The 15,489-nt window shown below is 57.9% G+C and carries 12 protein-coding genes; 5 read left to right on the top strand and 7 right to left on the bottom strand.

Annotation, left to right across the window (positions count from 1 at the left end; all coding sequences use genetic code 11):
• Positions 1–65: 65 nt before the first annotated feature.
• Positions 66–302, top strand: coding sequence for a type II toxin -antitoxin system TacA 1-like antitoxin (locus J3U88_RS01325; RefSeq protein ID WP_207856316.1), 237 nt, complete (start codon positions 66–68; stop codon positions 300–302).
• Here the strand turns inward: J3U88_RS01325 and J3U88_RS01320 are convergent.
• From J3U88_RS01320 to J3U88_RS01305, 4 genes are all read right to left on the bottom strand, one after another.
• Positions 299–1,651, bottom strand: a complete 1,353-nt coding sequence (locus tag J3U88_RS01320) for a hypothetical protein (RefSeq protein WP_207856315.1) — start codon at positions 1,649–1,651, stop codon at positions 299–301. The genes J3U88_RS01325 and J3U88_RS01320 overlap by 4 nt on opposite strands.
• A gap of 224 nt (positions 1,652–1,875) precedes the next feature.
• Positions 1,876–2,334, bottom strand: a complete 459-nt coding sequence (locus J3U88_RS01315; RefSeq protein ID WP_207856314.1) for a DUF4150 domain-containing protein — start codon at positions 2,332–2,334, stop codon at positions 1,876–1,878.
• 79 nt (positions 2,335–2,413) lie between these two features.
• The gene (locus tag J3U88_RS01310) at positions 2,414–3,433 is read right to left on the bottom strand and encodes a DUF2169 family type VI secretion system accessory protein (protein ID WP_207856313.1); all 1,020 of its coding nucleotides are present in this window, start codon (positions 3,431–3,433) and stop codon (positions 2,414–2,416) included.
• An 86-nt stretch (positions 3,434–3,519) separates the two neighbouring features.
• On the bottom strand, positions 3,520–5,550 hold the full coding sequence (locus J3U88_RS01305; protein ID WP_207856312.1) for a type VI secretion system tip protein TssI/VgrG: 2,031 nt from the start codon (positions 5,548–5,550) through the stop codon (positions 3,520–3,522).
• A gap of 553 nt (positions 5,551–6,103) precedes the next feature.
• On the opposite strand from J3U88_RS01305, the gene J3U88_RS01300 reads away from it, so the two are divergent.
• The 3 genes from J3U88_RS01300 (at position 6,104) to J3U88_RS01290 (ending at position 10,512) form a co-directional block, all read left to right on the top strand.
• Positions 6,104–6,610 (top strand): DUF6484 domain-containing protein, encoded by a 507-nt coding sequence (locus J3U88_RS01300; protein ID WP_207856311.1) that lies wholly within the window; start codon positions 6,104–6,106, stop codon positions 6,608–6,610.
• A gap of 101 nt (positions 6,611–6,711) precedes the next feature.
• Positions 6,712–7,608: a hypothetical protein gene (locus J3U88_RS01295; RefSeq protein WP_207856310.1), complete on the top strand. Its 897-nt coding sequence runs from the start codon at positions 6,712–6,714 to the stop codon at positions 7,606–7,608.
• 465 nt (positions 7,609–8,073) lie between these two features.
• Positions 8,074–10,512 carry a serine/threonine-protein kinase gene (locus J3U88_RS01290; RefSeq protein ID WP_207856309.1) on the top strand — a complete coding sequence of 813 codons (2,439 nt, stop codon included), beginning with the start codon at positions 8,074–8,076 and terminating at the stop codon, positions 10,510–10,512.
• A 105-nt stretch (positions 10,513–10,617) separates the two neighbouring features.
• On the opposite strand, the gene J3U88_RS01285 is transcribed toward J3U88_RS01290, so the two are convergent.
• Positions 10,618–11,859 (bottom strand): hypothetical protein, encoded by a 1,242-nt coding sequence (locus tag J3U88_RS01285; RefSeq protein ID WP_207856308.1) that lies wholly within the window; start codon positions 11,857–11,859, stop codon positions 10,618–10,620.
• A gap of 20 nt (positions 11,860–11,879) precedes the next feature.
• On the bottom strand, positions 11,880–12,176 hold the full coding sequence (locus J3U88_RS01280) for an FhaA domain-containing protein (RefSeq protein WP_207856307.1): 297 nt from the start codon (positions 12,174–12,176) through the stop codon (positions 11,880–11,882).
• 550 nt (positions 12,177–12,726) lie between these two features.
• On the opposite strand from J3U88_RS01280, the gene J3U88_RS01275 reads away from it, so the two are divergent.
• Positions 12,727–14,127: an esterase/lipase family protein gene (locus J3U88_RS01275; RefSeq protein WP_207856306.1), complete on the top strand. Its 1,401-nt coding sequence runs from the start codon at positions 12,727–12,729 to the stop codon at positions 14,125–14,127.
• Between the two features lie 803 nt (positions 14,128–14,930).
• Here J3U88_RS01275 and J3U88_RS01270 read toward each other — a convergent pair.
• Positions 14,931–15,473 (bottom strand): hypothetical protein, encoded by a 543-nt coding sequence (locus J3U88_RS01270; protein ID WP_207856305.1) that lies wholly within the window; start codon positions 15,471–15,473, stop codon positions 14,931–14,933.
• Between the last annotated feature and the right edge of the window lie 16 nt (positions 15,474–15,489).

The following is a 15,489-nucleotide window of genomic DNA, read 5'->3' as shown; positions in this document are numbered from 1 at the left end:
GGCACCACGGCTTGACAACGGTCTTTTTGGCGCCTAAATCTTCCAGGGTAACCTGGAGGATCGCGATGCAAACCCCACTAAAACCAAAGAAACCAAAGACTTTAAGGCCCGCGACTAAAAACCTACACACACCCAAATCCGACACCACGCAACCCACACCAACACACCCCGGCGGCGAAACCATCCACCTAAACACCGACGATGCGGTGCGCTTTGTTCACGCCTTAACCCAACCGGTTCGCTTCAACCAACACTTGCGCGCGGCCATGGCGGAACACGACCGTAGGGTGATCAGCCGCTAACCGCCCAAGACCGTGCCCTTAAAGTACCAACGGCCCGGCAAAAACTGGTCGCCGTGTTCCTCGATCCAGCGGGCGATGTGTTGGGCCGCGCCGATTTGGATGTTGATCGGCATTTCCAGCTCCAGGCGCATGTCGATGTTAAAACGCACGAACAACTCCTGGCCCAGCCACCAGCGCAGGCGGTTGGCGTGGGTTTCCATCATCAGCGCGGCCACGCAGTTGCGCGGGTGGCCCGGCTCGCCGCGGCGGAACCAGACGTCGGTGTGGAAACGGCCGACGTTGTCGCGCCACCAGGTTTCCCAGGTGGCCGCGGTTTGGGTGAGGGTGACCACGTATTCGCCGGCCAGGGAGCCGTCCGCCTTGCGGGCCGGTTCGCCGTTGCGCCAGGCCTCGATTTCTTCCTCGAAGAGTTCGTCCTCGTCGACCTGCTCCTGCACGAAGGTCTCCTCGAACAGGTCCGCGCCCGTTATCAGGTTCAAGGCCTCGGCGGCCTCGCGCCCGTAGATTTCGTCTTTCAAACACTGGATCAGGAAGGGGACCGCGCCCGCCTCGCCCAGCAGGCCCAGCGCCAGCAGCGCATCGCCGTGTTTGACGCCTTCCAGTCCGTATTGTTCCAACAGCCGCGCGCTCAGGGTTTGATTCCCGCAGACCGACACCGGCAACAAACTCCAACCGCCAATGCTCACGTCCTGCAAACAGAATTGCAGCAAACGACGGCTGCCCAGCCGCGCCAAACCCAGCGCGGCCCAATGGCGCAAGCCGTCCTGGTCGCCGCGGAAGGCGATGTCTTCCAAGGTACTCAGCGAGGCGGGCATCGCCAGCCGCACCCAGGCCTCCAGCAGCTGTTCGGTGTAATCCACGTCGCCGTACTGTAAATCCTCGAGGAACGGCTGTTGATCTTCTAAACGCAACCAGCCGATGGTTTGAATCGCGGCGGGCACCAAATCCGGCCAGCGCTCGGCGACATCGCCGATAAAACGCGCGGCGTGGTCCAAGTTGCGCGTCAACACAATCGCGGTCCACACGGCGTGGCGGTGTTCCGGCTCATCCAGGTACGGTCGCTCATCCAACACCTGACAGAGCAGATCGTAGCGGTCGCGCTGTAAAAACACGCGCAGGGCGGTGTGGAACTCGCCAAAATCGCCGTCGATGCCTTTTTCGAGACAGGCCTTTAGCGCGGGTTCGCCGCCGTACAGCAACCCCTCGTAATGGCGCTGGAAACGGACCTCGTATTCCTCGTGATCACGCCAACTCAACTCGATGTCGTGGATCAGGTACATGCGCTGCTCGAAAAAAAAGGAAGCCTCTTCCAGGTGCTCCTCGAACAACGCCTCGTAAAAACGGCGCATGCTTAGGGTCTCCCTTCCGCCGTCTCACCGCGCGACGCGGGACGCAACGAAACCAAGGCCGTGGGTGTGGGGGCGTGTTGCAACCGGCAGGTCTCCCTTCAAACATGTGGTTTCCAGAGCACCAACGGGCATGCACCTGGACGTTTCTCAGCCGATTTCTTAGTGTAATCAGCCAGGCGCCATTGGGCAACCACGAGTTACCCAACGGCGGTACCCATCCTTGCTCAGAAGGCTTTGTCACAAATCAGACACTTGGGTTTTTCGTCCATCACGATCACCACAATGGGTTTCTGCAGGATCGGGTAGGGCGCGGTGTTCTTTTTGTTGTGCAGGCAGATATCAAACGCGCGCACCACGCCTTTGCCCTCGACCTTCACATCAAAGGAACTGGTAATCCAATCGCACTTGCCTTTGATCTTGCCGGAAATAATGCCGCCGAGCACACCCGGCTCGTCGCCGCAGGTCATGCGAATGTTGGAGTTGCTTTTGGAAACGGGGCAGCCGTCGGCTTTGACCTTTTTGGCGGCCTTGGCGGTGTCGGCGGAACGGCCGATGTTGGGGTACGGGATCGGGATAGGTCCGCCCGGGGTCGGGGTTTTACACACGTCGGGGAAACAAATGGTCACCCCACTGCTGCGTTTGTGAACAACGGACCGGAAATTGGCACCAACGGTAACGCCCATGGCTAACTCCTTTTCTAACGCTATGATAAGTAATGGGTTGGGTCGCTATAGGTGCGACGGGTCGGCATTGCTCGGCCGGCTAAAGCCGCCAGGCGGTTCCTTTGATTTCTCGAAAGGAAGCGAATTCATCGAAGATCCCCGACCACAATAACACCAAACGCCGCGCCTCGCCGCGAATGAGTATTTTTTCCAACTGAAGCGGAACGGGCACATTCGGTTTCCCTTGGTAGGTTATTTCACAAATCGGTTGCAGCCCCGGCAAGGTCAAGGTGCAGGCGCCCTTGTTGAGGTCGGCGGGTTGCAGTCCTTGCAGTTCGATGGTTTCGTCGCCCGCGGCAAATTCGGCAAAACACTGGTTGTCCGGCACGGCGTTGCAGAATCGGGGATCGAAATCCTCCGGCAACAGCGGCTTACGGGTTTCCGACCAGTTCTGGTCGTAGGTGCCCGCCTTACTCACGCGCGGTTCCCAATGGGGCGGCACGAAAGCGGAACAACGGGGTTCGGGTTTGTCGAATGGGGTTTTGAGCAGTTTCTTGGGGTCCTCGAGTTGCGGCACGGGTACCTCGCTGAAGGCGACCTTGGTATGGGCCAGCAGGAACCCTTTACCGATGGGGTTGCGGGCCTCGTAGCCCTGTTTCTTCGGGTCGTCGTGGCGTTGGTCCACACCGCCGAAGGCGTTTTCGTAGTGGAGCGCCACCTTTTCGAAGGGTTCGGGATCGCTTAAGGAGGGCAGCCCCATGCGCTGTTGCCAGCGTCGTTCCCCAAAAGCGGCGATTTCCAGGTTCACCGCGCCACAGCTGAGCCGAAACAAACCGCGCGCGCGTTCGCCGGCGGCCGGATAGACGGCGCCGACCACGGCGATTTCGGTGGTCGGTCGGCACAGGCTCAGATCGGCGGCCTCGAGCAGGGTCGACTGGCCGGCCTCGCCCAGGTAGGTATCTTCCAGCAACACCGGCTCCTGGTTTTCCAGTTGGGCCAGGTTGCCTTCCGCGTCAAAGAGATAGGTCGCTTTGAACAAGCAGTGGAGTTGATCCTTACCGGATTGGCTTTTGCCGCCGAAGTGGCCGACCTCGGCGAAGGTTTGGTTATCGCTATCCATGGGGTTGGCGGTGCTCCGAGGACGAAACGGCCCGCATCCGGGATGCGGGCCGTGCCGAGGGATGATTCGTGGGCGGATGCCGACGGTTAGTTCTCGGCGATTTTGCTGCCTTTCAGCTTCATGTTGCCGGAGGCTTTGAAGTTGAGGACCTTGCCCTTGAGCTGGATATCGCCGTTTTTCTTCATGATGATCGAGGCGCGGCCGCACTTCAACGTCAACTGGTTCTTGATGTTGATGACGGCTTTTTTGTTGCCGTTGATCGTCAGGTTATCGCCGGACGTCAGTTTGGTGGTTTTGCTGATGTTCAGGTCGGCTTTTTTGGCGACCTTCAGCTTGTAGTCCTTACCGATGTCCACGGTGTAGTTGTCGCGCACGTTTTGTGACATGTTCTTGCGGACATCGATCTGTTTGTTTTTATCAACGGTGGTCGACATGTTTTCTTTGACGGTGATGTTGTAGTTCTTTTGAACCGACTCACTGTAGTTCTTGCCAACCTTTTCGGTGAGGTTGCCACCCACGGTAATGGTCATATCGGCGCCCACCTTTTCGGTGTGGTTCTTGCCGATTTTAATGGTGCGGTGGCGGCCGACGTCGTAGTCCTCATCGTTGACCACCAAGGTTTTCATATCCTTGTGGGCGCGAATGTGGATCAGCTCTTTGCCGTCCTCATCGTCGAACAGGATGTGGTTGTCCTTAATGGTTTTGATGATGTTCTGCCATTTGTTGGCGGGTTTCAGCGGGCAGGAATTGAAATCGTTGTAGACGCGACCGCTGACGAGCGGACGGTCGGGGTCGCCGTTGATGAAACTCACCAACACCTCGTGGCCGACGCGCGGGATCCACTGAATGCCGTAATCCTTGCCGGCGTAGCCGTTGGACACGCGCACCCACATGGAGGAGCGGTCGTTCATAGGGCCTTCGCGATCCCAGTGAAACTGGATTTTGCAGCGGCCCAAATCGTCGAGGTACACCTTGGAACCCGAGGGACCGGTAATGGTCGCGGTTTGCACGCCCTCGACCTTGGGCCGGCGGGTGACGCGCATCGGGCGGAAGGGGATGTCGGCGGGAATGGCGGTGAAATGGCAGCGGTACAAACCTTGTTCGGCGGTAATCGAGCAGGAGGCCAGAATCCACTTGCGGTTCCAAGCGCCGCGGAAGTGGTTGCCGAGGGTGAAGGTGTGGCCGGTTTCAAAAGAGCGGCAGGAAGTGCGGCCGCGCGCCCGTTTGGAACGGGTGATCATTTCTTCCTTACGCAGGGTGGAAATCTTTTTGCCGGCGCCGGCGTCGGGATAGTTCAGCGTGTGCTCGTAAATCTCCAAGGCGGGGAAGTGGGGTACACCGCCCTCGGTGTCGTCGGCTTTGATTTTGGTCTGCGCGGTGGTGTAGTTGTAATCGTTGGAGGTGAACTTGCCGGTCCCGATGGTTTCCTCGTAGGAAAACTGGTGGACCGTTTCGTCCTCGCCCTGATACAGCCAGGCCGAACCGCCCTCGTAATAATCGGCTTTGGCGTTGGGTTTACAGGCCGGATGACCGCTGGGATCATTGGCAAAGACAACCTGATTGGCCTCGTGGTCGAAGAAGTAGGTAATGCCCTCGTCTTCGAGCAAGCGAGACACGAATTCAAATTCGCTTTCCTCGTATTGCAGGCAATACTCACGCTCGGGCGGCGTGCCTTTGATGCTCCATTTGAAGGTAACACCGGCACCACCAAGCACCTCGGAAATGATGTCCTTGGCGGTTTTCTTCTGGAACACCTTGGAAGCGTAACGCTGGGTGGTGAGCCAGAACTTGGGGCGAATCTCTACGTCATAAGCATAGTATTTGGTGGAGGCCGTGGTCGTGTCGACATCGCCAAAATAGGTGGAACTCTGCACAAAGCGGGTAACAATGCCGCTAAATGGTCGGTCGTCGCTGAGTTTGTCGCCGCACTTCAGCACAATTTTGGCGTCTTTGTGCAAAAAGTCTTGAAAGGACAAGCCGGCATCTTTGGTTTTAATCTGGACTTGAATTGTGTAAAGCTCGGATAACGCCTGATTCACGTTCATCGATAATATGGTGATATCGCTACCGGGGCTCTTCCACAGGAGGTCCGCTACATTGTTTTGAAGCGCGCTCACGAATCATCCCTCCGTGTACATATAATTTGGCAAGGGAACGGAAGCAAAGATCAAGCCGGCTGCAGCGACGCCTTTCTCAACGCCGCCCTGATTGCGATAACAAGCTCTCAAATCAGCACTTAGCTTATTGAGGGCACCAACTGCACGCAATCATATAAATATATGAGGCAACCACATCCGAACAGCCGTTCGGAATGCGGAACAGGCTTGTCTCCACCGCGCTCGATCTTTTCTTGAATGAGGGTTCATCCGGCAAAAAGGCCGAGAAGCGGACTCGTATTGTGCCATTTTTTCGTCTTTCTTTAAAGTTCCGGTTGTACAAAAACCGACTTTTGGTGACATCAACCCGCGACGACGGCTCGGTCACCACACCGCCCGCATGCAGTTTTTTGCGGCGATCCCCACCGACCGTTTTCTTTTATACTGAACCGAACCCACCGAAAGTGGGTTGCCCCCTTGACAAAGGACCGCCGTCTCAAGGATGGTTGTACCCACGGGTCGGCCGTGGAAAAGGCGCCGACCCGCCACATCCAATTGCGAAGAGGCCTCCAGCGTGACAGATACTCCCTCACCCGCTCAACCGGAAGCGGCGCCCGCCGAAGAAACCACCGCCACCAAGACCCTGCTCGATCAAGTTGACCTGGTCGGCGCTCCTAAGTTGCAAGGCATTGTTTTGGGTTTTCTCAGCCGCATCGAGGACAACGGCACCCCGGTGATCACCATCCCCAACATCGACGGTGAATTCGCCGCCCAGGCAACGGTCACCCTCGACACCGGCATGGTCGGCCGCCAAGTGGCCTTGATGTTTGTGCAGGGCATGATCGAGCGGCCCGTGGTCCTCGGCGTGATCCAAAACCCGGAGCCGGTTCAGAAAAACATGGAAGTGGTCAAGGACGGGCGCAAGATCCTGCTGGAAGCCGCCGACGAAATCGAACTCAAATGCGGCAAAGCCTCGTTAAAAATGACCCGCGAAGGCAAGGTGATTGTCAAAGGCACCCACCTGGTGAGCCGCAGCTCGGGCGCCAACAAGATCAAAGGCGCCTCGGTCCTGCTGAATTAACGATTGTTCCAGAAAACTGGCAACCAAGACCCCGCGAAAATTTGGCCCAACCCGAGTTAGAATAACCACCGTGGGCGGGTAACAGCCGCCGTGGAGCATGCATGACGCGCGAAGATGAACGGGTTCGACAATTTTTTCGAGCACCCGGTGAGGGCGCTGCCGCCGCGAGTGAAAGCGCACCCGCGATTACCCTGTGTTTGCAACAGGATCGCCGCTTGCTGGATTTGTGGGGCGGTCGACAGCAACCCCTGGTCTTCGGTCGCAACTTCGGCGACGCGCGCGACGGCGCGGTGTTCCGCTCCTATTTCAAAAAAGACGCGCGTTACCGCTACCGCACCCGCAAAGAGAACGGACGCCGCGTCGGCGAAACCAACTTTTCGCGCCGTCATTTCACCATCGACCTGGAAGACGAAACGGCAACCTTCACCTTCATCTCCCATGTCGAACACGGCCAACGCCTGATCCTCAATTACTTCCACCATCCGGGTCGATCCACCGCGGCCAAACCCATCGCCCGCGAGCAAAAAGTGGCGGGCCTGTCCGGGGTTGATTTCGTGGTGCCCGAGCTGTGCGTGGACTTAGAACAAAACCGCTTGCCCGACCTGAAGCTGAGCTTCCAACTGGAGCGCCACACGCAAACCCTCGGTGAACACCCGCTGCTGGCCGAGCAGTTCGCCCGCGCGGGCCGCCGCGCCCACCGCACGACCTCGGTCATTTTGCGACGCCTGGCCACACGCGAAAACGAAAACCGCGCCAAACTCACCAGCTACGTGTTCACCCAATGGCACGATTTCTTCGCCAGCGACGGTCTTCCCTTTACGGTGATCGCCCAGAAAGACGGCCTTTACCTATTGCCCGCGGACCGCAACCTGGCGGTTCGCTTGGTCAAGGGCGACGAACACTACACGGTCCCCATCGGCGAGCCGGCCCCCCTGGCGGTCGGCTGGCATGTCCACCTGGGCGAGCTGGTCCTCGAGGCCCAACGCTCGCCGGGTTAACGCGCCGGCGATTCCGCCCAAATCCGGCGAAAACAGCCGGCACCTCTCAAACAAGCGCCGGCCGCACCCCGCGCGGACACCCCACCGTCCCCCGGCGAGGACAGGGTTTACACACAGAGCCCGCGCCCCTGAAACCGATCCGTCAACGGACACAAAGCGTTGGCGGCCAAGGGTGCTCCCGCGGGCATATAAAGTGTAAGAAGCGTCACATCGCCGGCCCCTCCCACCGCCGCGCTCCCTCCGAAAAGGTTTTACCCGTGGTCAGGTACGCTTCTTGCTGCCATGGGTTCCAAGAATTTAACGTCACCCTCATCGGGGCGCGCGAACGGCGGACCGGCGCCGTTGCCGACCTATTCGAGACGAGGTTGCACCGCATCCGAAACCCCACGTCCCTTTTTGCCGAATTGCATCGCCTCTACGACAGATTGCTTTCTGTCTATTTTTGTTTCCGTTCAGGGGTACGCCATGACCGAGTACCAGGATTTTCCTGCCCACACCGCATCACACGGCCTTCACAGTCAACCCTTTACCAGCAAGCTCTCACCCCGTCAGGTCGGCCACGTCTTGGCGGGCAAGTACTGCATTGAGCACATTTTGTGGGAAAGCAAAAAAAGCGCGGTTTACCTGGTCAACCGCACCATCAAAGGCACCACGGTTCGCGAGGTCCTGAAAATTCTCTCGTTCAGCACGCCGTCCCAGGACACCAAAAAGTGGGAAAGCCTGATTTCGGCCCACTGCCGCGCCAACCATCCCAATTTGGTGCCCATCCGCGATTCGGACGCCTTGCCCGACAGCGACGAAATTTACGTCACCATGGATTTCATGAGCGAAGGCACCTGGGCCGAACGCTTCCGCCAAGCCCGTCAACGGGGCGAGCGCCTGCCCATGGCCGAGCTGCTACCCGCCATGAGCGGCATCGCCGCCGCCATCGCCGCGCTCCACCGCGAGGGCATCATCCATCAGGACATCAAACCGGAAAACATGTTCGTCTGCCCCAAACACGGCGCCAAACTCGGCGATTTCGACGTGTCGGTCCTGCAAAAAGACATTCGCGAGGACCAACCCCACCGCATCGGCGGCACGGTGGCCTACATGTCGCCGGAACAAAAAAAAGCTTGGTACAACCGCGACCAAAGCCGCCTAACGCCCGCGGCCGACGTCTACGCTTTTGCGGTGTCGCTGTACCACCTGATTACCGGTAGTTTTCCCTCGCGCCGCTCGCCCGCCCTCCACGAATTCATCGGCGACGAAAGCCTGGCCACGGCGCTGGAACACTTCCTGGACCGCTGCATGGAAGAAGATCCGGCCGACCGCTACGAGGACGGCGCCACCATGGAAGCGGCCTTTAACCCCATTGTGCGCAAGGTTTCCAACAACGAGGATGAAGCGGCGCGTATTTACCGCGGCGCCTTCCGTTACGTCTTAAACAACACCTCGGTCCCCGACAGCGACGAACGCGAACACCTACACCAACTCCAAAAAGAGCTGGGCCTCAGCGAATTACAGGTTTTGCGCATTGAAGAAGCGGAAACCATCGTCCACGAAAGCGACGCCCCCGATTACACGCCGACCCGCCATACGGACCAACTCCCCGAACGGCAACCGGCCGCCAAACCGCGCCGACGCGGCGCCCGGCTTTTGGTCGGCGCGTTACTCTGTGGTGGGCTGGCCGCGGCGAGTATTGTCAGTCTCCCCGAGTACGGTCCCATTTCGCGCGGCGCCCTAATGCACCATCTGAATCTAGACACGGATCGCCGCGCGGCACTGGCGCGATTTGATCAAGCGGCAGCCCTGGGCGACCTCGATACGATGCAACGCATCCACAACAACTACAGCAAAGGCCGCCCCAACGACCGCTCCGCCATTGCGAGCATGGAGCGCCGTTTACAGACGGCGGAACAGCGCAACCTGACCATCGAACGCACCCGAAGCAAGTTCACCAACGCGCTGAAAATGAACAATCCCGACCTCGCGGAACTGGCCCTCGAACACCTGGAGGAACTCAAGGTGGAAACGGCACCCTTGCGCCAGGTGCTTGAGAAACACCGACGCGCCATGATCAAAGAAGCGCCGGCCAAAAAAACCGGGCCCAAAACCAAAAGTTCGCTCAATCGCACCGCCCAAAACGAACCCAAACAACGGCCGCAACCCAAAACACGCGATGCCAAAGCGGCCCAAGCGAAGGAACAGGAGCAACCAGCGGTGACCCACCACAAGCCGGCGACCCAAGGCCCGGTGGTCTCAACCGTGGTGGCGGCGGTAGCCAACGACAGCAACCAGCTGGTGATCAAACACCCCGAACCGGAACAAACACAAGGCCAGGCGGAAGAAACGCCCAACCGCGTCAAGCTGGACAACCACCCGGCGCTGCAAAACCAACCTGAACCGACCGAACAGGCGGAACCGATGCCGCTCGACCAACCGCCCGCAACCCAAACGGCGACGCAACGCCGCACGCCGGAACAGCACATCAAACAGATATTGGATCGGGTCCTGCCGCACCGCAAAGATGCACGGGCGGTCCAGCAGCGGGAAATCGACCGCGCTCAAAAGTTGTTGCATCGCGCGGTTCAGCACCGCAACGCCGACGACGCCCGGCACCACATGACCACCCTCAAGCTGCACAATGCCTTGGGCGTGATTGATAAACGCAAAATTTGCAGCACGGGCGACCATTATTACAACAACAAGGACTACCACGAGGCCCGCGCCTGGTACCAACTGCTTGATGAGGAACCCCACGCCGAGATCAAGTACCGTCTCGGTTTGGTCCACTTCAACCTACAGGATTGGCCCAACGCGTTACAGGCGTTTGAAGCGGCGCATCACATGGGTTACCAAGACGCCCAGCCCTTCCTGGACCGCCTGCGCAACAGCGGCTACCAGGCCGGCGTCCATCGCTAACTGTTCAGCTCAGTTTTAGTGTCGCCTGATTTTCCGTTGGTCCAGCACGGCGGATGTATGGATCCCGGTTGATCCGTTGTGGCCAAATCACACTGCTAAATAAGCTTAGCCCACGGTGCGTTTCAGGAAATGTCCGTAGCTGTCCAGGAACATGGCTTCCTGCATCGGCAACAAATGCTTGGCGGCGGTGATGGGGTTTTCAATTTTCAGGGCGTGCAGGCAATAGGCCACAAAGGCCGCGGCACAACGACAGGCCGCCTCGTGGTTGGACGCGGTGGGGTTCTCCAACGCTTGATTCAACGCCGCCAACGAACCAAACAAACGCGGATCGGCCTGGCGGAACGACATCTCGGTGAGGTAATAAGCCAAACCCTCGTCGAGCCAGCGCGGCGGCGTGGGCAAATCGCGGCTTTCCGCCAAAAAGGCGTTGAGGAAGTGGATCAGCTCGTGTTTCACCGTGGCCTGCAACTGCTCGGAGGCGTCGTTGCCCTGGAAAAAATCGCGGTTAATGACGATGGTATCGCCGCTAAAAAAACCGCGCGCATGGGGATGACGCGGCGTGCTCCACGAATCCAAGCGCACCTGAACCGAACTTGGAAAATCGCTGTACTCACGCAGTTGGCGACGCCCCCGCAACAAGGCCTCCTTACACAGTTGCACCAAGTTGTTGCTGGTATCGGCCGGGAACGCCAGCGTGAAGGGCGGGCAGGTAAGGTAATGAATTTCCGTGGGGCTAAGCGAGGTGAGCATGGATTGTTGGTACAGCGCCGAGAGATGGCGGTAACGCAACTGCCGGTCGCGGTAAGTGTATTCCCACTGTTTGATGGCGGCCGAGGCGGGAAACCGCGAGCGCACCAAGTGCAACAAACGCTCAACCCAGCCGTGCTCGCCTAATCGAGAAAAAGCCGAAAGTGCGGCAAGAAAATGGGTTGGGTTGGTATCCGGCGCGTGAATCGCCTTTTCGAAATAGATACCGGCTTGGAGCGGCTTGTTTTGGAGCTGGTAAAAAAAAGCGAGAACACGGGCGCGGTCGGCCGAGGCGGGCAGGTAACGGTCACAAAATTCCAATTCCTCCGCTTCCATGGCGGAAAGCACATGGGGCTCGCGCTGGAAACGCGCCACACTTTGCGAGGTTTCGTAACGCACACCCATTTCGAGGATCACCGCCTTGGTGCCAGGCTTGAGAAAAACAATGTGCTCGTCTTTAAGGGTACTGCGCACGGTGAGGTTGGCGCGGGCGCCGTTCCAGCTAAAACGCAAGGGCACACCGGGAAACAACGCTTCGTGTACCAAATCTTGACGAAGCATGGCCGCGAGAAGCGGCCCGTCGTGCTGTTGAATGGTCAAAAATCCCTGGGTTCGCAAGGTTAAAAACCGCCCGATATATGGGTTTTGTTGTTCTCCGCGCGGAAGATATCCAGCACAGGTTGGTAGGGTTCGTCTTTGTTCATGATCTGCCGCGAAAGCTCTTGCTTGAGCTGTTCAATGAGCTGATCGCGAAAGGGTAACCAGTACTCAAAATCGGCTTCGCTAAGAAATACTTCGATATAGCGGTAATAGACTTGGCGATGCATCAGCGTCTGGGCGTTGCGCTTCACTTGGCGCACCACCTGCTCGCTCAATTCCTTGATGGTAATCGGTTTCTTCGAAAAACGGGCAAACACGCATCCTCCATCAACGCGAGGCAACCGCCGGGAACCGGACAACCCCACCGCTTTCATTGCTGGGAAGCAAGAGGCGCCCCCTATGGTATCGCAAAGGGGCAAGCCATGTCAGTAACCCCAGGAGAATAAAGCCGATAAAGGCGCTTTTCCCACCCAAACCTGACGCACAGCGGCGAAATTCACACTTTTTATGTCACAGCACAGCATCACTGCAAAGATAATAAATCTCGATAAAATCAGCATATTCCTCAAAACAAATCAGCCCTGCCATAAAGTTGCAACTTCTAAAAGTGACCCGCAACACCTTTACATTTTTACATAAGCAGAAAGCAGAGATAACCGCTAAGCGTTGGCAGATCACATAATGACACCCACGTCAGCAATTGAGCATGTCTTCATTTTTTTACATAAAGAGACTTGCCAAGCGCAAATGTAAAGGTTATTTTCTTTCCACGTTCTCATTCTTTTACACATTCATCATTTTTTGCCGCGCTGTTCCATGCGCACTTCATTAATGTCTCCGCGCGGCATATTTCAGGAGTTAGTCACCATGACTATTCACAAAATGGTCCTTTCAGTATTGCTGCTGCTCTCCTCTTCGCCGGCCTTCTTGCAAGCCGGCGAGGCTCACGCCCTGAACACACACGGTTTCCAATACGACGCGCTCACCATCCAACAAGACCCCCACATCCATTACGAATTCCAAGTCCCTCCCGCGATTGAACCCCATGTCCAAGAACAAGAACCTGAATTTGTCGACCCAGCCCTCCAAAGCATCCGCCACAAAGCCGGCGGCAACGGGTACCCCCTGGTTCTGGTCCACGGCTTCCTGGGCTGGGGCCGCGACGAATTGCTCGGCTTCAAATACTGGGGCGGTTTTTATGACACGGAAACCGACCTCAACAACCGCGGCTACCAGGTTCACACCGCGGCGGTCGGCCCCGTTTCCAGTAACTGGGATCGCGCTTGCGAACTTTACGCACAAATCCTCGGCACCCGCGTGGATTACGGCGCGGAGCACGCCCGCATCCACGGCCACGACCGCTTTGGCAAAACCTACCACCGGGGTCTCTACGAGGATTGGGGCCGCACCACCAACGGCAAACGCAACAAAATCCATCTGCTGGCCCACAGCCAAGGCGGCCAAACCGTTCGCGTTCTGGCCCACCTACTGAAGTACGGTGATCCGGCCCAACGCGACGGCGAAAGCGAGCCGGACAGCATCTTCTACGGTGGTCGCGCCGACTGGGTCTCCTCGGCCATGACCTTGGCCGCCCCCCACGACGGCACCACCCTGGCCACGGGTATCACCACCTTTGTGCCGTTCGCCAAAGACCTGATCGCGGCCATCGCTTCCTTGGCCGGCGTCTTGAGTGACGCCCTGGTTTACGACTTCAAACTCGACCACTGGGGTCTGCGCCGCGAGGCGGGTGAAAGCTTCTCCAGCTACAACCGCCGCGTTTGGAACAGCCGTGTCTGGCAGCCCGACATGCGCGACATCAGCGCCTGGGACCTGAGCCCGGACGGCGCCCGCGAGATCAACCAACGGTTTGAAACCATCAGCGAGGTTTACTACTTCTCCTACGGTACGGAGGCCACCTACCGCGGTATTTTCACGGGCCACCACTACCCCGAACTCTTGATGTTCCTGCCGTTCCAACCCATGGCCCTGTTCATGGGCGCCTACAAAGGCACCACGGTCACCGGCATCCGCATCAACAGCGACTGGTATCAAAACGACGGCATCGTCAACACCCTCAGCATGGACGGTCCCGACCTCGGCAGCAACGCAACGATTCGCGGCTGGAACGGCAGCCCGCAACGGGGCGTCTGGCAGCACTTCGGGGTACTGGGCAACTGGGATCACTTTGACGTGATCGGCACGGGTGAACGCAACACCCGCCAGTGGTTCCGCGACATCGCGGCCTTCCTAAACAGTCTCCCCGACTAGGATGAACTGAGAACAAGGCAACCAGCGTCAAGGCGAGCCGCCGTCGCGCCCAGGGATTCCGACCCCCGGCGCGGCGGCGGCTTCCCTTTTCTGGATGCCTGGATGGTTGGGTGCCTTGTTCGCCTTGGCTGGATGAGCGCCCTGCCGAACAGGCGCCCCATTTTACAGGGCTTGGGATTCGTTTTTCTCTTAGGATGGGAAGATAAATCGAGGATGGGCGATTGGGTCCGCCGGCTTCGTGTTTCCCGGTTCCGCCTTGGATAACTTGGCGCGATCAAGCGACCACCCCACCCAACGCCTTTCCGCGATGAATGGATCTGACACCATGAGGCGGTGCACTCAGATGAAACACCATCCTCATCGAGAGTTGCCGGCGCGGCACGCCACACGTCAAGAACGTTCAATCAAATTCAAACACGCTCACACCGTGCGCCCTCTTCCAAAGCGCGAACACACCACCTTATTCAACCTAAGAAGCGCGATAAGAGCGAGGGATTTTGGCTAAAGATCTGGAGCGAAATGGTTTGGAAAAAGCGGACCGGGGTCGCGCACGACTGCACCCACTGGGTGCGGTGAGCATTTTTACAGGCCGTTGTAGCCCAGAGGTTTAGCTAAAATCACCGCGAGTTATCGCGCTTCTTAGGTTCAACCCCTATCCAATCGCGACACCTCATCCAAGGCGCACCCAGGCAACACCAGGCAATCGCAACTCAATCGCCCTTCCTCTATTCATCCTATTATCCTAAGCAATAAGCGGATACCAAGCCAAGCCACACTAAGGCAAAGCCAATCCTATTCGAAAATCATAATCCGAAGACGGGCGAGATGATGATTTCCGGGCTGTCGGGTGCCATTTCCTCGACGCGACGGCCCCAGGACTTGCGCGTTTCCTCCGACAACAACTCGCCCATCTGCTCAATCGCGGTAGGGCCGACGAATAAAAAGTTGGAATCGTCCAAATCAGCACCCGGCAAGTTAAACGAATAAAGTTCAAAGGTATCGGCCATCTTGAGGTGCTCGCCCGAAATCAAGCAGTTGGGATCTTCTATATGGTAGAGCTTGCGCTGAATCGGATCCTTGATGAAATCGTTAAAACGACGACCACTGTACAACATGATGTTTTCGGTCGATTGCTCCGAGGCGTAACCCCGCGATTCCATCTGGCAAGCCAAACACTGCACGGTTTCGATCACGCAGCGGGCGCCGTGATAGGCCTTGGCAATCACAAACAGATCGCTCTGGGTTAGCTTGGTATCACACATACTACAGGCGGTAAAAGGTTCGCCGGTTTTGTCGCTGTTGACTCGGTTGTTAATAATGTCGTCAAAATTGTTCGGTCGTTTCAAGGTTCACCCACTCAAT

It is taken from the genome of Acanthopleuribacter pedis (genome assembly GCF_017377855.1).
GTDB classification, from domain to species: Bacteria; Acidobacteriota; Holophagae; order Acanthopleuribacterales; family Acanthopleuribacteraceae; genus Acanthopleuribacter; species Acanthopleuribacter pedis.
The sequence above is the reverse complement of the archived record's forward strand: the minus strand, read 5'-3'. Positions and strand labels throughout refer to the sequence as shown.